The 17,751-nt window shown below is 44.5% G+C and carries 16 protein-coding genes; 9 read left to right on the plus strand and 7 right to left on the minus strand.

Annotated features, from left to right (window positions below; translation table 11 throughout):
• On the plus strand, positions 1–983 hold a 983-nt coding region (locus F6K38_RS23160), incomplete at its 5' end, for a ligand-binding sensor domain-containing protein (protein WP_287357551.1).
• A gap of 136 nt (positions 984–1,119) precedes the next feature.
• On the opposite strand, the gene F6K38_RS23165 is transcribed toward F6K38_RS23160, so the two are convergent.
• Positions 1,120–1,845 (minus strand): hypothetical protein, encoded by a 726-nt coding sequence (locus F6K38_RS23165; protein WP_008187938.1) that lies wholly within the window; start codon positions 1,843–1,845, stop codon positions 1,120–1,122.
• A 111-nt stretch (positions 1,846–1,956) separates the two neighbouring features.
• On the opposite strand from F6K38_RS23165, the gene cobU reads away from it, so the two are divergent.
• Both cobU and F6K38_RS23175 read left to right on the plus strand, forming a co-directional pair.
• Positions 1,957–2,562: a bifunctional adenosylcobinamide kinase/adenosylcobinamide-phosphate guanylyltransferase gene (cobU, locus tag F6K38_RS23170; protein ID WP_287357553.1), complete on the plus strand. Its 606-nt coding sequence runs from the start codon at positions 1,957–1,959 to the stop codon at positions 2,560–2,562.
• 98 nt (positions 2,563–2,660) lie between these two features.
• Positions 2,661–3,083 carry a hypothetical protein gene (locus F6K38_RS23175; RefSeq protein ID WP_287248025.1) on the plus strand — a complete coding sequence of 141 codons (423 nt, stop codon included), beginning with the start codon at positions 2,661–2,663 and terminating at the stop codon, positions 3,081–3,083.
• Between the two features lie 207 nt (positions 3,084–3,290).
• Here the strand turns inward: F6K38_RS23175 and F6K38_RS23180 are convergent, their stop codons facing one another.
• The 4 genes from F6K38_RS23180 to F6K38_RS23195 all read right to left on the minus strand — a co-directional run bounded on the left by F6K38_RS23180 (position 3,291) and on the right by F6K38_RS23195 (position 8,519).
• A complete protein-coding gene (locus F6K38_RS23180; RefSeq protein WP_502709588.1) occupies positions 3,291–4,739 on the minus strand; it encodes a c-type cytochrome in 1,449 nt (482 codons plus the stop codon).
• Positions 4,740–4,814: 75 nt separating this feature from the next.
• On the minus strand, positions 4,815–5,243 hold the full coding sequence (locus tag F6K38_RS23185; protein WP_071106144.1) for a hypothetical protein: 429 nt from the start codon (positions 5,241–5,243) through the stop codon (positions 4,815–4,817).
• A 91-nt stretch (positions 5,244–5,334) separates the two neighbouring features.
• Complete coding sequence (locus F6K38_RS23190) at positions 5,335–6,801, minus strand: c-type cytochrome (protein ID WP_008187943.1); 1,467 nt, start codon at positions 6,799–6,801, stop codon at positions 5,335–5,337.
• Between the two features lie 293 nt (positions 6,802–7,094).
• Positions 7,095–8,519 (minus strand): NADH:flavin oxidoreductase, encoded by a 1,425-nt coding sequence (locus tag F6K38_RS23195; RefSeq protein WP_044494623.1) that lies wholly within the window; start codon positions 8,517–8,519, stop codon positions 7,095–7,097.
• 910 nt (positions 8,520–9,429) lie between these two features.
• Between F6K38_RS23195 and F6K38_RS23200 the strand changes: the two genes are divergently transcribed.
• The 4 genes from F6K38_RS23200 (at position 9,430) to F6K38_RS23215 (ending at position 13,929) form a co-directional block, all read left to right on the plus strand.
• Positions 9,430–10,239, plus strand: coding sequence for an SDR family NAD(P)-dependent oxidoreductase (locus F6K38_RS23200; protein ID WP_008187946.1), 810 nt, complete (start codon positions 9,430–9,432; stop codon positions 10,237–10,239).
• Positions 10,240–10,304: 65 nt separating this feature from the next.
• Positions 10,305–10,460, plus strand: coding sequence for a hypothetical protein (locus F6K38_RS23205; RefSeq protein ID WP_287252331.1), 156 nt, complete (start codon positions 10,305–10,307; stop codon positions 10,458–10,460).
• Between the two features lie 114 nt (positions 10,461–10,574).
• Complete coding sequence (locus F6K38_RS23210) at positions 10,575–11,867, plus strand: cytochrome P450 (protein WP_008187948.1); 1,293 nt, start codon at positions 10,575–10,577, stop codon at positions 11,865–11,867.
• Between the two features lie 304 nt (positions 11,868–12,171).
• Positions 12,172–13,929, plus strand: coding sequence for a peroxidase family protein (locus F6K38_RS23215; RefSeq protein ID WP_287357557.1), 1,758 nt, complete (start codon positions 12,172–12,174; stop codon positions 13,927–13,929).
• Here F6K38_RS23215 and F6K38_RS23220 read toward each other — a convergent pair.
• Positions 13,922–14,710, minus strand: a complete 789-nt coding sequence (locus F6K38_RS23220) for a YdcF family protein (protein WP_081431920.1) — start codon at positions 14,708–14,710, stop codon at positions 13,922–13,924. The genes F6K38_RS23215 and F6K38_RS23220 overlap by 8 nt on opposite strands.
• An 83-nt stretch (positions 14,711–14,793) precedes the next feature.
• Entirely contained in the window at positions 14,794–15,267 is a 474-nt protein-coding gene (locus F6K38_RS23225) for an EVE domain-containing protein (protein WP_008187951.1), read from the minus strand.
• Positions 15,268–15,833: 566 nt separating this feature from the next.
• Between F6K38_RS23225 and F6K38_RS23230 the strand changes: the two genes are divergently transcribed.
• Together F6K38_RS23230 and F6K38_RS23235 are read left to right on the plus strand one after the other, a co-directional pair.
• The gene (locus tag F6K38_RS23230; RefSeq protein WP_287267999.1) at positions 15,834–16,454 is read left to right on the plus strand and encodes a heme-binding protein; all 621 of its coding nucleotides are present in this window, start codon (positions 15,834–15,836) and stop codon (positions 16,452–16,454) included.
• A gap of 62 nt (positions 16,455–16,516) precedes the next feature.
• On the plus strand, positions 16,517–17,482 hold the full coding sequence (locus tag F6K38_RS23235; protein WP_287268000.1) for an alpha/beta hydrolase family protein: 966 nt from the start codon (positions 16,517–16,519) through the stop codon (positions 17,480–17,482).
• The last annotated feature ends 269 nt before the right edge of the window (positions 17,483–17,751 follow it).

The following is a 17,751-nucleotide window of genomic DNA, read 5'->3' on the forward strand; positions in this document are numbered from 1 at the left end:
TAAACAAAGAGGTATCCCCCCCCACGTCCCTTAGAAACCCTCCGCCCCCAACTAGACCTTTGCCTGATCAACGCCTCAGGCAAGAAACCCAGCCCCTACCAGCAGATTTTCGGGTGTCTGCTTTGCAACCGGATTTTACTGGTGAGCTTTGGGTGGGCTCTTGGCTAGGATTAACTAGAATTGACCCTAATACTGGAAAAATCCGCACTCGCCTAAGTCTCCCCAATTACACTGTTGGTGCGATAGCTCAGGATCGGGTAGGGCGGATTTGGGTAGGAACCTATGAAGGACTATTGCGTATAGACCCCCGTAATAATGAAATTAATGCCCAAAACTTTACCTTACCGTCTAATAATGTGTTGTCCCTGTTGATTGACACTCGTGGCTATCTTTGGGTGGGAAGCGATCGCGGTCTGGCTCTGATTAGCCCTGACCAGGGATTGTTGATGACAACGTTACAAAAATTACCCGGTGTCAGTGCCAATGCTCTGACTCTAGATCAAGAGGGTCAGCTGTGGGTGGGCACTCTAGAAGGGCTAGTGCGAGTGGATACTGCTAGTGCTTTTGTGATCGCTCGCATCAAGGATTTACCAGGAAACACGGTGCAAACCTTGACCAGAGGACCGGAGGGAATGCTATGGGCTGGCACTCCTAATAGTTTACTGGTGATTAACCCAGACACTTACGAAGTGTTCAGGTCTGTAACTCCCCTAAGAGGACGTAATGTCACTGCTGTCCAGTTTGATCTAGATGGTAATGTTTGGGTTGGTACAGATAATGGCTTATTTAAAATTAAACGAGACAGTGGAGAAGTGTTGGCTAAACTAGGCAAGCTACCTTCTAGTCGTATTCTGGCATTAGCTCCTAATACTGGTAACAAGTTGTGGATCGGAACTTCGGAAGGACTAGCTTGGGTGAGCATGACTACAGGTCGCATCGAGCCCCATTTGGGCTTTGTTAGAGAGATTCCAGGTAGCTTTTAGCTGCCAAAGCATCGGCTCATAGTGATCGGCCCATAGTGAGTGCGATCGCAAAAGCGCGGAAGCTGAGGCCGTAGGCCACGCGGGGCGCGTTCGCTTCATTGCGAAGCGTGAGCAAAGGTCAATCGCAAACCTTTAATTAAGGCTTATTCAGCTGAGAGTGCATCACAGTTAATGTTTCTGCTAGTTGACTGAGGCGGTCTTCGAGGTATTTTTTCCGAATTAACAGTTGTCGCAGTTTTTGATAACGAGCGATGGCCATGCTCACACTGGGAACCTGATCCGCTGGACAAGACCTTGACCAAGATTGACCCTGCTCATCCAAGCCACAAAGACGGTAACCAGTACGAGGAGATTGATACGTAACATTAGTATTCGATTGCTCAACTCCTTCATCCACATAGTCCATCATCCGGTCACCATTGGCTAGTCTTACGGTTCCTATGGCATCTTGGGGTTGACTCCCTTGAGACTCTAACCAACCATCAACAATTGGGCCTTCTAGGTATAGGTCTTGAATTTGAAGGAGGATTTTGTGCAGTTCCTGCTGCCAACCCAGAACAATTCCCTCAATGTCTTGCAACAGATTCATTGCCAAAGCTGGGTTAGCACCATGGCGATGGTTTCCCAGTTTAGGGTATTTCAATCTAGGCAGAGTCGGTATCTTCTGTTCATCCTGGCGAGTGGGGAACGGTTGTACTGCCATAGAGAAAGAAGGTTCCTTTTTATTTCTACGACTTACTACACCTGCTTGTTGGTGATTAGTTTGATCAGCCACAGCTGGGGATGGTTGTGATGAATCAGTGGCACTAGCTTTTGCTAACTGATTTAGTGTTGTCTCGATCCGTCGCAATTTGGATTTCATGAAGACTGATTTTGTGAGTAAATATAGTTGATGTCAAGGGCTAAGATGCCCATTATTCTCGACGATAGGGTCTATTAATTTTGACTAAAGCGAAGATAACTCCCAATAGCCTTGAATACTACTAAATTTACCAGTATCAAATTTACCAGTAATTTAATTTTAGTCACCGGACCATCCAGGTCTGGCAAAAGCGAGTGGGCAGAAACCCTGGCCACGCAGACTGGCAAATCGGTAATATACGTCGCTACTGCCACAACCAACCCGGATGATCCAGAGTGGCTGGCTCGGATTGAAAAACATCAGCAGCGACGCCCCAGTTCGTGGACAACCCTTTTGGTACCACTGGACTTGGCAACAACAATTACCAACTATTCTGACATCAATCACTGCCTGTTAGTAGATTCTCTAGGAACCTGGGTTGCCAATTGCCTAGAACAGGATGATACTGTTTGGCAGCAAACCTTACAAAACTTATGGAATAGTTTGACCAAGGTTAAAGGTTCTGTAATTTTTGTTGCAGAAGAGGCTGGCTGGGGAGTGGTTCCAGCTTATCCTATGGGTAGGGCATTTCGCGATCGCTTGGGAAATGTGGTGCGTTATTTGGGGCACTTGGCTAATCCAGTCTACTTAGTCACCGGTGGTCATGTGCTTAATCTCAGTACCCTGGGTCAACCATTACCCTATAATGGTACTGTTGGCGAATCACCTCAAACCTAATTAAATCCATCGCAAGAGGGGAAAGATACCGGCAGTGGAGAAGAAGCCTCCTAGCTCAGTCGTTCATTAACGGATTAAAACTAACTACTAACAAAACCATGGCATCTGAATCACAAGTCAAACGCTATCTCACCTACTGGTTCCAGTTAGGCAAAAAAGTTGTGATGCGCAATGGTTTTTCAGCTATGCAGCCGCAATCATTCACAAATGGCAAGCACTACAGCCAAGAATTTGAAACTATTTGGCAGCTAGCTATTTCACCAGAGACTGGTGATTGTTACCTGGAAGGAACTGAGGCAGCAATTGCGGATTTATTAACACCCAAGTGGGATATACTGCCTTGTGCCCGTTGTGATATGCCTTTAGCCATTAAAACGGCTGGGATACCACCAACCTGTTGTCCCTGTTTTGATCTACCCACATGGCCCAACACAGAATTGCCAGCACCACGAGATCCAGTGTGTAATCAAACCGAACTAAGAGGGATTTGCGATCGCTTAAATAGAATTACTGAGAATTGAATTACTTAAGAGGGTAGAAAAAACAATAAAATACTAGTTTTTAGCTTGTAGAGTCGCCCAAAAAAAGTTTGGTTATTTTGATAATAGCTAAAGAGCTACTCTTATTTAAATGAAACTGAAAGATTTCAGTAAATACGATTAGTTTAATTGCTGCATATGGGGAAGTTTATCTGCCCCATATGCTAGTGCTTTAGAAAGTCCAGGAGATCACAAAGTTTTCAGATATTCAATCAAGGCTTTCTTATCCTGTTCAGGTAAATCAGTGCCATAAATATGTCCTTGGTTACCGTTAGCTATAACGCTAGTATCGTATCTGAAACCCTCCTTCTCAGCATTTGCGCCCTCCGAGACAAAGCCGACTTCTTCGGGATCATAGACATCATATCCCCGGTAAAATACCTTCGTCCGGTTTTCAGGAGTTTCCAGTAAGTTTGTTAGATTAGGCACCGAACCATTATGGAGATAAGGAGCTCTTAGCCAAAGTCCATCAAGGGCTACTGCCACATAACCATTAGTCTTACGCAGGTAGTCAAAGTCCCATTCATAGTCTTCAGCGTACTCATTATAAGCATCAGCTGCTTCCTGAGTCCACATATCTAAGCGGTTGCGGTCAGTACCAATCTCATCGATCTCAATAACAGTTCCTGTCCGTTCTCCACCAAAAGCATGGCAGGATGCACAGGTATTAGCAAAAATCTCACTACCTTTTGCTGCCAATGTTTGATTAACCTCAAAAGGATATGGGGGAGGAGGTAATTCAGTAATATAATCTTCTACCCGCTTTAAACCTTCGATATTAATCGACTTCCTAGTAGCACCATCCCCGATTGCCCCAGTCTGGATGGTTTCCGTTAGTGACGTTTCTAAGCCATCCCAATGATAGGCAAATCCTTCATGCATCTTTTGATTCCAAATCGACATCATGTCGGAGTTGTCAACAGAATCATCTAGAGGCTGTTCTAAGTATCGAAACTTGCCAGGGTTGAATGGAGAGATTCGACCAGGTCCCCAGTCCGGACGGGAATCCATCCAAGCATATCCTTCCCCAAGTTCCAGAATTGATTTCCTGGTCTGAGGAATAATTACATAGCGATAAAGTAGTTTATCAAACCAAGAAAGTTCATAATTGTATCCAATTTCTCCAAGAATATAGTCTGCTGTAAATCGTGGGTCATTGGCACAATCTTGCAGAAATCGGAGGTAGCCTTGAGAATCAAACTTACTTGAGGGTCCTCCTAAAATAATGGTAGGTTTATCTTTAGGATTTTCGCGAAATGTAGCCGTATGACAGGCAGCACAAGTTATGCCCTGACGGGGAAAACCAATAGTTTTTTTAGAAAAGCCAATGGGCAATTCTTTCCCCTCTTCCCAGGTAATTCCCAAAGACGTATAACCACCAGGTCCTGGTAGTTGGTCTGGAAATATCCGGGGAAGCACCAGCCAAATTAAATACGGTACACCTTCAGCATTTTCTGTGCCAATGGAACCATACTTGAAGTGTTCTTCTGGCGACTCATAATCGTAATAAGTGGGAGGATTGGGGTCTTCTCGAAATAGATTGTACCATCCCACATAGGCTACAACTCCAGCCAGCAAGAAAATACTAATCACAATCGTTATTAGTATTTTCCCTAATTTCGTCTTCACCATTTCCATAACGTTATTGTTCTCCCTACTGCTAGATAGTGGTGAGTGCAGTGCTAGGTGATAAGTATTACTATTCCCTAAAAGTTAGGATAATCCCTTGGCTGTTTCTAAAATAAAGGGTTGTTGAGTTTGCAGGGCAAGGAATAATAGAATTCCTTGGATAACTGCGAAGACAAGGTCAACCAAAGCGATACTCAGAAATCCCAGATCTTGACCAAATAACAAGACAGCCGTTATAAAAAACGTAGCTCCACCACCTCGTGTGACCAATATCGACATCCAAGCTGTTGCTTTATAGCGATAGGGATCCATGGCACCAGGAATGTATAAAATACTGATTTCCAGCAACAGCAACCCTGCAGCACGTACCCAGATAATCGGCACTGGAATTTGCATTTTTAATAACGAAAGCATGACTTCTGGGAAGAACAATAAGGGAATGACAAAAAACACCACATTGATAATGATGCCAAGCCATACCACACGACCAAACCATTTAGCGTAAGTGTTCATTTTACCTCTTGCTTGAATCTGTTGTTTTAATCTCTTTGTTTAATGTATTGGTTGATTTTTGTTGTCCATAATTGTTGACATTTATCCCTTACTAAAGAGTCTTCATGTACTCTACTAAGGCATCTTTTGCTTCTGGAGAGAGGTCAGTTCCATACAGGTGACCACTCTTTAAATTGCCAGGAATTGTTGTATCAATCTTAAAGAATTCCTTGGTATTATCCTCGGCTACATCGGAAACAAAACCAACCTTTTGCTGATCGAAAACATCATCACCTCGATAGAATTCTTTGGGTCGGTTTTCGGGGGTTTCTAACAAGTCTCTGAGAGTTGGTACTGAACCATTGTGTAAATAGGGAGCTCGTAGCCAAATTCCATCTAGGGGCACATTGGCATAGCCATTAGTCTTGCGGAAATGTTTGAAACGCCTTGGTGTGCCAACAAAGAGGGTATTTTGGTTAGAAAGTAGTTCATAGGTGTAGGAATCCAGGCGATATCGGTCTGTACCAATTTCTTCAATAGGTGTTACCTTGCCAACCTTTGAACCACCAAAAGCATGGCAACTGGCGCAGTTGTTTTCATAAATTGGCTTACCCACTGCTGCCAAATTCTGGTTAATTTCATAGGGATAGGGCGGGGGTGGTAATTCCCACAGCCAATCAGCAACCCGTTGAATCCCATCCAAATCTACCGTGGTTGGTGTGACCCCTGCACCCAAAGCAGCGCTCAGGTTCCGCTCATCCACCGAGTCGTTATCACCATCCCAGTGCAACTGCAAACCCTCACGAGGCTTCTGATTCCAGATGGAGGGAAAATCTGCACCACCAATCAGTTCATCAGGATCTAACTGATCCATTGGGAAGCGAAATTGCAGGGATTTATAGGGATTAAAAGTATCCACCCGCCCAGGACCGCGATCAAGTTGGTTATCTAAAAAGGCGAGTAGGCTACCCTGAGCAATTAAAGCATCCCGAGTCTGGGGAATAACCAGGTAGCGATAAATCAATTTCTGGATCGGGTTGAACTTTTCCCCTTGGGCTGCAATCTCTGCCAAAATCCGGTCAGCGTTGAATCGTGGATCAAATGCTACTTCGGAGATTAACTTGATGTAGCCCGATAGATCGACCGTATTGGAAGGCATGGTGGTGATTACCCGGGGTGTACTATCGCGGGTATCTCGCACTGTACCAGCATGGCAGACTGCACAATTTAAACCAACACGGTCAACGAACATCCGACGCTTTGAAAAGCCGATGGGTCTGTCTTGTCCTGGTTCATAGATAAAGCCTAATGAAGCATAACCCTCACCGGGTAGCTTATCTGGGAAAATTGCTGGCAGTACTTTCCAGATCCAGTAGGGAACTCCATTCACTGGCTCGCTGCCGATGGAACCATACTTAAAGTGGTCATTAATATCTGCATATCTAACTGGGGAGTTGGATATCAACGGCCAAGCTATCACTAGGGTGATGACCAGTACAACTCCGATAATAAGAAGCCAAAACCGCTTTAAGCTTTTGAAAGCACCCTTGAGTAGGGTTGGGTTTTCTGATTCACTCATAAGTTTCTTAGCTGTGATCTATAAAATAGTGCGTCAGTGTTCAGTGCTCAGTCCTGAGTAGATCAAGACTTACCCTTGTATCCAAAAATGAACGCCATTTGTAGGGGTACACAGCCGTGCCCCCTCAACCTATGTACCGTAACATCCTAACTCCTATAGAAAAAAGCGTTCGAGGAAAGCGATTAGCCCGAAGGGCTACGCTACGCGATCGCATTCTCTATAACATGTAAAGAAACAAAAATGTTTCTTACAAAAGGTTTTTATTCCTCGTTGTTTACCAATATAATTAAGAATTAGGAGAATGGCGGTGGATCAAATACAGTCATCACCTGTTCAATCATTTTGTCGTGGTCGTCATTATATCGGCGCACATCGTAGCAGCCTAGGGGGTTTTGTAGGGCATTGACCAAGCACTTGTTGCAGTAGGTGCAGGGTCGTTCTGGCAAGTCTTTTCCTTGCTGAAACTGCTGGACTAGGTCATTATTGGCAACCAGAGGACGGGCGATACTAACTGCATCACAGAATCCTTCACTAATCGCCTCACGGATGTAAGATGCTTGCTGAAAACCTCCCGTGCAGATGACTGGGATATTGACATGCTTTTTGATTTCCCGAGCATCACTGATGCTAATACCTTGGTATTTATCTAGGAGTTCCTGCATGGTTTGACTTGATACAAACTCCCGGAAGGAGTCGTCCAAGGCTTTATCCTGTACATCTTTGCCGATTATCGGCTGAGTCGAACCCTTTCTGTAAACTCGGTTCCACAAGAACAAGAAGATGGGAAATAGGAATCTATACCGGAACAGTAAGTAATTGCGGAAGGTATAGATACCGCTTCCGAGCATGATCTCGTACCATCGGGATGCTTCGTCCCGGGGAAACTCACCGGGTGGGTTCAACGGGTGGGGAAATAAGCTTCCAGTGGATATATGAAGGGCATCTGCTCCAGCTTCCTCGACCCACTTGCAGATTTGGATAGAGTCTTCCAGGGTATTCCCAGGCTTATCCCAAGGAATCACAGCATCGTTGTATTCCACTGCACTGATTTTTGCCTGGAGGTGAAAATCGTTTCCTACCTCCTTGCGTATTCCCTGGATAATCTCCAGCAAGAAACGAGCTCGATTTTCCAGAGAACCGCCATACTCATCCTTGCGGTCGTTGATGCCTGAACTCAGAAATTGGGTAATCAGATAGCCATTGGCACTGTGAAGTTCTACCCCATCAAGTCCTGCCTCACGAGCTCGTCTGGCACCATCAGCGAATGCCTGAATCATTTCCTTGATTTCCTTGCGTGTCATTGCCTGACACTCCAGCCCATGAAATGACTCAGTTTCACTGGTTGAACTAAGACCCTTATTATGCAAATTCTCCACACCACCAACATCCCGCTGACGACCAGAGTGGCTCAGTTGCATCAAAAACTTACAGTCATATTCATGTACTTTCTCCCCGACCTTGCGCCAGAAAGGAATTCTATCATCGCGGTCAATCGTGGCATAGTTAGGTAAAATTCGTCCTCGGATTTGGACCGGTGTAAAGGAAGAGACGATTGCACCGACGCCGCCTCGGGCAAATTTCTCTTCCCAATTGATCCGTGCCTGGTTACCGGAACCATCATAGTTGTCAAATCGACCAGAGATATTAGAACGAAAGATCCGATTCTTTAGGGTCAAGTTTCGGAACTCCAAAGGTTCAAAAATTATATCCTTTTCCATTTGATTTAGTTGAATCTTGGCTTTTGTTGGAATAAAGCAAGCTACAAGCTCAATGCCTAGCATTCCAGATGCTGGCCGAATATTTTTTTAGGAAAACTATTTAATGCTCTTATTGAGAGTAAATAACAATAAGGATGTCATTTGTCTTTTGTCCTTTCTATTTTGTGACGCTTATTTGGTCTGATGCCCGATTCTCTGTTATACGCTGTCGCTAAGCTAGGAATAAATTACTGTCAGTGACTATTTCCCTGTGAGCCCATCCCCTTGCTTTAGGTTGGGGGAGGAGTCATTGAACTATCACAAATTTGTATAAGGGCGTTTGTTGGCCAATTTTGGGTCAGTCCTGACAAAATCTTGCTCCCCAGTTGGATGTTGTTAAGTCTCTCCTCGAAAAACTATAATTTCCAACACTTTCCATTATGACTTAACAACCATTGATATTTCATGATTATTAAGTTTTTTAACAACAATCCGGTTTTGGAAAAGCTCCCTGTGAGGATAACTATCAAGGCAATAGAGAGATTTTTGGCAGCTGAACCACCTACCTCAGCTAGCGCCCCCATTCTCCCTAAATTTCTCAAAAGTATGCTATACCTCAACTAGAGTCCCTTTGCTTGCTTTATTGGCTTGATTTTTGATTGCCCTAGGATCTGGTGATCTGCTTAAAATGTAATTTAAGTTACAACTACTAGTGGATAACTATAACCTACATAGCATTTCCATTTGATTTGTGAACATAATCCCTTAGGGAAAGGCAAAAGGCAAGATTCAAAAGGCAAGAGCTAATCAAGTGTCTAGGGATTTTTTGTAATGAAAAAAACTGTCATACTTGTTTCCAATTCCTTTGGAAAGGCTATCGAAATAATTCTTCAATATTTTCTGGGTTAATTTTTGTAAACATACACCTCAAATGAATCAAAAAAATCAGGTAAAGGATCGTCCGAAAACGGCTCTGATTACTGGTGCATCCAGTGGAATTGGTTATGAATTTACCAAGTTATTTGCTCGCGATGGCTACAAGTTAGTGTTAGTCGCCAGAAGTGAGTCGAAACTATCTCAACTAGCCGAGGGTTTTAGGGAAAAATTTGGGACATTCGTCAGGGTTATTCCGAAGGATTTGTCAGTTCCAGGAGCTGCACAGGAGATTTTTGACCAGCTCCAAGAGGAAGGTATCAAGGTTGATGCACTAGTCAACAACGCTGGATTCGCTACCTATGGAGCTTTTGCTGAAACAGACCTGGCTACTGAACTAGCCATGATGCAGCTAAACATAGTAGCCCTGACCCATTTGACCAAATTATTTCTGCCAGCTATGGTGCAACAACAGTATGGAAAAATTTTAAATATTGCCTCCACAGCAGCGTTTCAGCCTGGTCCGTTGATGGCAGTATATTATGCCACGAAAGCCTATGTCCTATCCTTTTCCGAGGCAATTGCCAATGAACTCAAGGGTTCAGGGGTGACGGTAACTACTCTGTGTCCAGGACCAACAGAATCGGGTTTTCAAGCTCGGGCAAACATGGAAGACTCTAAGCTGGTTAGTGGACAAAAGATTATGACTGCTGAAACTGTTGCTAGGATTGGCTATCTTGGTCTGATGAAAAATCGAACTGTTGTTGTGCCTGGTCTCAAAAACCAGTTGCTTGCCCTCAGTATAAGATTTATGCCCCGAAATCTAGTAACCCAAGTGGTGAGAAGCATGCAAGAAAGTAGCCACTAGTTCTGATTAGGGAGTGGATTGAGAAATTCTGGCTTAAGCTGATAGCCTTAAGGAAAATAGAAGCAATGGATATGGTAAGCATTCAGCTATCAGCTATCAGCTATCAGCTATCAGCTATCAGCTATCAGCTATCAGCTATCAGCTATCAGCTATCAGCTATCGGCTCTCAGCTTTTGAATAAAACAAGTAAGCATTGGTTTAATCTCTGTTACGTCAGCTGACCGCACCTCAAGTAGCGTGAGCTTTTAGCTCACGGCTGACGGCTGAATGCTTACTGGATAAGTCTCAGTAAAGCCTCAAGTAAGATTTGTCAACGAAACAATGAGCAATGAATAATGAACACCTACCCTTCTACCAATGTACTCGACTTGTTACGGCTTCTGGGTAATCTAGCCAGTGGCTTTATCCGTAACCCCCGTGGTTTCGACCTTGAAAAAGTATTAGGGGGTTGGATTGGTGATGTCATCAAACGCTATGGTAGTAAAAATGTCATTCTAAACTTTCTTCTCAAGAAAGTGTTGCTAGTATCTGGGCGTGACTTATCAGACCACATTTTACAAGACCCACCGGACAGCCAAGGCTATATCGAAGGCAATCTCAAGAAGGATGGTATGTCTTTCCTTGCTCCCAACGCCCTCACTATCAGCCATGATCAACAGTGGCAGCGCCTGAGACCTTATAACGAGGGAGTGCTTGGCACAGGTTGCCAGCACCAGTACCAACAGGCTTTCCTCGAACAGGTACATCATGCTTTTTCAAAGCCAGTATCCAACATTGAGGATATCCGGAAATGTATGGGTGAGGCAATGCTTGGCATCGTGTTTGGGGAAAATGTTGCTCCTGGGCGGTTGGTCAAGGATATACAGGTGTTATTCTCAATGGTGGGAAATCCGATCAAGCGGATTGTATTGGGAAGGTTTGAAACTAAGCGTTTAGAAAAATTTTATGAAACTCTTGAGCAGCTTTGGGAAGGCAGCGAAGCGTCTGAAAAGCCCTCTCTGTTGTCTATGGCTCATGGCATAAAGCCCTACACTACCGAAGAGGAACTCCTACAACAAATCCCCCACTGGATGTTTACTTTTACTGGTTCAGGGACTGACTTGCTGGCGAGAACCCTGACTATGATTACCTCTAGACCAAAGGTGCTGGAACGGGTGCGACAGGAAATCAAGAAAACAGGTTCGTTGGAGCAAGCCTCAACCATTGCTAAACTCAGCTATTTAGAAGCTTGTTTGTTGGAAACTGGTCGTTTGTTCCCTCCAGTGACCAGAACCTTTCACATCACAACAGCTGGCGACAGGTATAATAACACCCGTATTCCCCCAGACATGGAAATTCTGCACTTTTTCCCGATTATGCAACGGGAACGGTCACGAGACCCATCCACCGATTCGTTTGTACCTCAACGGTGGCTAGATCCGAGGGATCATGACAATTCGACTTACTCCAATTTGTTTCTGAGAGGATCTCGTACTTGTCCCGGAAGGGATTTGATCCTGTTTGTGTGTAAGAGTGCGATCGCAATTCTCCTAGACCAGCAGCAGCTGACATCCAAAACCAATGTACTCTCCCGAGACCCTCTACCAGCGTACTTCCAAGAAAAGGATATCCAATTTGTTAACCCTTGACCCTTGACTGTGAAATTTATTGACAGTTCAGTGATCAGCAAAGAGTACCCCAGATGGGTACTGTCAATTCTAGACAATTAGACAACACTAAATTTATTAGGTCATCCTCTTTAATTTATAAATTAATGAGTTATGATGAACATAAAAAACTGAGAAATAGAAAGAGCTAGACAACGGTGAATTAAGATCATGCCCAGTCTTATTCACCTAGGCTTAGGAGTGATTAGTAAGCTCCCACGAGAATTCCTGACACTCCAAACCTAAAACATTAAATCCCTCGGTAATAACTAAAGGAATTAGCACAATGACAAAGAAACCTTGGCATGAGTTCCCTACTCCTCTAGCCCTATTAAAATTAAATAAATTCCGGGATAATATGCGGGAAGAAAACCTGCACGATACTTCCCAATTACCCACAAAAGGGGAGCCCCCTGAACCGACTCCTAGTCCTGATGGTCGCCATCTGAAAATTCGCACAGCAGATGGTTCATTTAATGACCCCAATGATCCTAAAATGGGTATGGCTGGCACCCGCTTTGGACGCAATGTAGCCCTGAAATACGCCTACCCCGACGAAAAGAATTTACTCAATCCCAATCCCCGTACTATCAGTCGGAAGTTATTGACGCGGGATGAATTTGTACCAGCTTCGACCTTAAACCTAACAGCTGCAGCATGGATTCAATTCCAGACCCACGATTGGTTTTCTCATGGCTATAATGAATCCCAGGAGAAAATCGAGATTCCTCTGGAACAGGATGACCCCTGGCCCGAAGAGCATCGACCTCTGGAAATCGAAACAACTCCAAAAGACCCCACTCGTTCTGAAGACGATACCAACAATCCCCCAACCTTTATCAACCGAGAAACTCACTGGTGGGATGCTTCCCAAATCTATGGCAGTTATCAGGAAACTATCGATAAGGTGCGTAGCCATGTCGATGGTAAGATGATCATTGGTGATGACGGTTTGTTACCTGTCAACCCAGAGAACGGAATCGATATTGTGGGCTTTGACGATAACTGGTGGATAGGACTGAGCATGTTGCATATCCTGTTCGTCAAAGAGCACAACACTATCTGTGATCATCTGAAAAAACAATACCCTGACTGGACAGATGATGACCTGTTCGACCACGCTCGACTGATTAATGCTGCCTTGCTAGCTAAAATTCATACTGTGGAATGGACTCCGGGCATCCTGGGGCATCCCGCCGTGCAAGTTGCCATGAGAGCTAATTGGTGGGGTCTATTAGGTCAGGAATTCAAAAATCGCTTTGGGCGTCTTGGGGACAGTGAAGCAGTCAGCGGCATTATCGGCTCAGCCACTGACCACCATGGTGCTCCCTTCTACCTCACCGAAGAATTCGTTTCTGTGTATCGGATGCATCCCCTCATCCCCGATGAATTCCAGTTTTACTCGGTTCAAGACGGTAAAGAGCTGCTGACGAAAGACTTTTTTGAAGTGTCTGGCAAGCGCTCACGTGCCATTCTAGAACAGGTAGATATAGCTGATTTATTCTACTCCTTTGGAATCAGCCACCCAGGTGCTGTCACCCTTTACAATTATCCAAAGAAATTGCAGCAGCTAGTGAGGGACAACGGTGAAGTATTTGACTTAGCTGCTGTAGATATCCTCCGAGATCGGGAGCGAGGGGTTCCCCGTTACAACCAGTTCCGGGAACTAATTGGTCGCGATCGAGTTAAATCCTTCGAGGAAATCACTGAGAAACCAGAATGGGCGAAAGAATTGCGGGAAGTTTACAACAATGATATCGATAGTGTAGACCTAATGATAGGTATGTTTGCCGAAAATCCTCCCAAGGGATTTGGTTTCAGCGATACCGCCTTTCGGATATTCATCCTGATGGCATCCCGACGACTGAAAAGCGATCGCTTCTTTACCAAGGATTACACTGCCGAAATCTATACTCAATTCGGTCTGGACTGGATTGAAAAGAACACTTTCATAAGTGTTGTGCTCCGACATTACCCCAGCTTGGCTGCTAGTCTTAAAGGTGTTGAAAATGGCTTTGCTCCCTGGAAGCGCATAGTCAAGTGACGACCCAGTTGAACCTTTGGGTTAATGTTGACACTCCCCGCTCGCTCAGAGACGGGGATTCTTGCTTCAACAACGAACCTTGCTGTTTTTGGTTTGCACGGCTGACAGTAGAGATCAAATCTCCCCCCTGATGCTCACACTTGAAACCTGACTCACGCCAAGCCTCTATGTCTACATCCGTGAGTTGGATTAGATCAGAGCATCGGGGTTGAATAACTTGAGACAGTAGCGCCCAAACCAAGCTGCGAGCAATGTCTATCCCAGTTTTGAGAGGGGATTCAGAATTACCAGGAATACCTTTCTCTTGCACCAAATCTGTCTCTACCCAAATCCCATGAGCTCCCAGTAGAATTTGCGCCATCCACTGAGCCCGTGGTACATGGGTGCCAGAGGTAATTAACTTGACCTTACGAACACCCCACCGCTGGAAAATTGGGATACTAAAGAAAAAGTTACCAAAGGTAGAATTGGCACACTTTTCTAACCAAACCTGTTCCGAAGATGCCATCTCCCGCTTAAAAATTAGCCAAATGCAGGGGTCTGGGGATCCATGAGAAATCAGAATTCGCTTGTCTGGGTACTGTTTGGCTAATTCAGCAACATGGATTTCTCGACGAATACTCCCCCCTAGCACAAAGAACGTATCCACAGGTGCTGATGCTGCTGCCTGCAATCTCAGAGTATTAATTAGCAGCCAGCCACACAAGAACATTGCTATAGTTAATAACCCCCAAACTCGTAGGCGTCGTCGCCATTGTACTGCTCGTGACAAGTTGATCATCTTACAGTATTTTTGACATGCTTGACATTCTCTAGCATAGGGGTCATTAAATATTCTAATCCATCATTCATCTGCCTGAAATATTACCTTTGACTTGGGTTTGTAGCTTGACTGATCTCTAGAATTTTCTGAGCTACTGCCTGAGAAACTGGCATCACCGAGAGTCGATTTCCACGTCTAGTAACCCATAGCTCTTGGTCACTAAATTCCTGTTTAAGGGTTGAAAGCTCTAGGAAATGGGGAAAAACCTCGACAAATTGCACTAGCACAGTATGCCACCGAGGAGATTCAACACTTGATTTGGGGTCATAGTAACGGCTAGTTTGGTCAAACTGAGTTGGGTCAACGACTTCACTTTTAATAATTTCCATTAAGCCCACAATTCCAGGGGGTTTAGTGTTGGAATGGTAAAAAAAAGCTAAGTCTCCCTCTTTCATTTCACGCAGAAAGTTTCTAGCTTGGTAATTACGAACCCCATCCCAAATTGTTTTCCCTTCTTTTTCCAGATCAGTGATGCTATAGACTTGTGGTTCCGACTTCATCAACCAGTAATTCATTAGTTATAGCGTAAGCATTCAGCTATCAGCCATCAGCCATCAGCCATCAGGTTATGCGCTATGGGCACACTACTTAGGCGTTGCTTAATAATGGAATGATTTGAAGAGTTTTTAGGTGCGCTTTCCGCATCTAATTATTAAATTCGCCACGGGTCGCACCTGTGGAATGGGCATCTTGCCCGTTCCTGATATTTGGGGGCAGGCATGATGCGCACCCCACTCCTATTCATTCCCTATTCAGCAACGCCCACTACTTAAGGTGCTAACGAGCAGGGATTTTCAACCAGCCGTACTAGAACCGTAAGCTTGTTTGCTACCTCCCGTTGATTAGCTGACCGCTGACCGCACCTCAAGTAGCGTGCGCGTAGCGCATTAGCTGAATGCTTACATAAAAAAAGACCTCCTAAGTTTACATCTTAAATACAAACGCTATATGAAACTAATATTGATCGTAAGCATTCGTTACGTCACAGCGTCGAAGCCTGTGCCACAAAGCTGATACGCGACACGCTGATACGCGACACGCTGAATGCTTACCTTTCACTGTTAGTTAATTTTACTCCCTGATGAAGCTATCCAAATTTCTCTTGCCTGTAGGCTTACTGGCAATTGTCTTACTGGGATGGAGAGTGTTCAGTGCTGCCTCTGCTCCCTTACCAGAAGGGTTTCCACCTCCTACCCCAGCTGGCAAAATCGAAATCAAACACTACCCTGCCTATCGCGCTGCCACAGTACCCTACTCTGGGGAACTGTCTGAGGCAGCTAATCGTGCTTTTGGCACCCTGTACCGCCATATTAGCTCTAACGATATTTCCATGACTGCTCCGGTAGAGACTCGTTATCCGATCAGTACCCTGGAAACTAGCCAGGGAGGTTCCTTTGCTCAGGTTGGTGAGGCTTATGTATCATTTCTATATCACCGCCGTAATATCAATCCTGAGCAGATTGAAGAAAATATTAGCGTAGAAGACATACCACCAATGACCGTAGTCAGCCTTGGCATGAAAGGTACCTATAGTTATATCAGCTACCAACAGAGTATTGAGCAGTTGAAGGAATGGTTAGCCCAACACTCGGAGTATACAGTCGTTGGTACACCCCGTCGCTTTTTTTATGATTCTCCCTTTGTTCCGGAACCCCTAAAGCGCAGTGAAGTTCAAGTTCCTATTCGACCGGTAAATGAATAATCCCAATTTACTTTATTCCTGCTACCAATAATGATAGTTAGAGTGATCAGGATTTTTTGAAAATGGAAAGACAAGAATTCTTTGAATCCAAGGGTGCAAGGATTTATGGAACACTTACCCTACCAGAAGGTGTGGAAAACCCCTCCGCTTGCCTATTCATTGGAGGGTCTTTTCCTCAGACAAGAGACGGAAATCTAGATAATTCAAAAACCGATTGGTTCCCTACACCATTACCAGAGCGAAACCTGTTCCGGGATGAAGCTAGAATTCTTGAGGAAATCGGGATAGCGACATTTAGATACGATAAGCGAGGATGTGGTCAAAGCGAAGGAAATTTTAATACTACTGGACTATTTGACTTGGTAGATGATGCTCGGATGGCATTGCAATGGATGCGGAGTATTCCTGAGATTGACAGCAGTAGAATCGGAGTTCTTGGTCAAAGTGAAGGGGCTGTAATTGCTTTGATTTTAGCAGCTTCTGACCCAGACATTAAGTTTTTTGTTTGGCAAGGGGGCATTTATAACAACCTGGAAGGGATACTGAAATGGCAAGCCAAAGCCTTTGAAAAGTTAGATAGTACAACTATCACAAATTTTAAAGAAAATATGCCATTGATTTACTGGATATACAAACAGATTGATGAAATTTATGCTAGGGCAAAAAGGGGTGAAGAGTTCTTTCGCATCGGAGATGAAGATTGGTCTTTTAATTATTACCTACCCCTGGGTCAAGAGCATTTTGAGAATCCTCCCTATTTATTTGTGGACAAGGTCAAATGCCCAGTACTGATTTTACATGGTGCCTTGGATCACAATACACCTCCAGAAGAAGCTCAACAAATGCAGCAAGCACTTATCGATGCTGGTAATAGGAATGTGACAACTCATATTTTTCCTGGATTGGATCACAGCTTCAGAAGATTAGGTGACCCAGATGAGGATTTTGTTACTGCTATGAAACGACCGCTAGATCTAGAAATGCCGCAAGCACTAACTGCTTGGCTAAAAGTCTGGCAAGAAAAGTGATCCGGTGATCAGATCAGGTCATGGGGAGATAGGGAGATCAGCTACAGCAGAGGAAAGAATAACAGATTATGATATCCCTTAATCTAGGTAACAAACCCGGTTTCTTTTAGGGTAATTTTTGGTAATGGATAAATAAACCATTCTTGACACTCCCCACGGTTAGAAACCGGGGGATTCTTCGTTCAGCGACCCAAGTTGCTGAGACAGGATTTCTCCAGTCCCAGTAGTGCTCAGGTCTCCCGAAGCGTTGGGATCTTTATCGATCCAAG

The sequence above is a fragment of the Moorena sp. SIO3B2 genome (genome assembly GCF_010692525.1).
GTDB lineage: Bacteria > Cyanobacteriota > Cyanobacteriia > Cyanobacteriales > Coleofasciculaceae > Moorena > Moorena producens.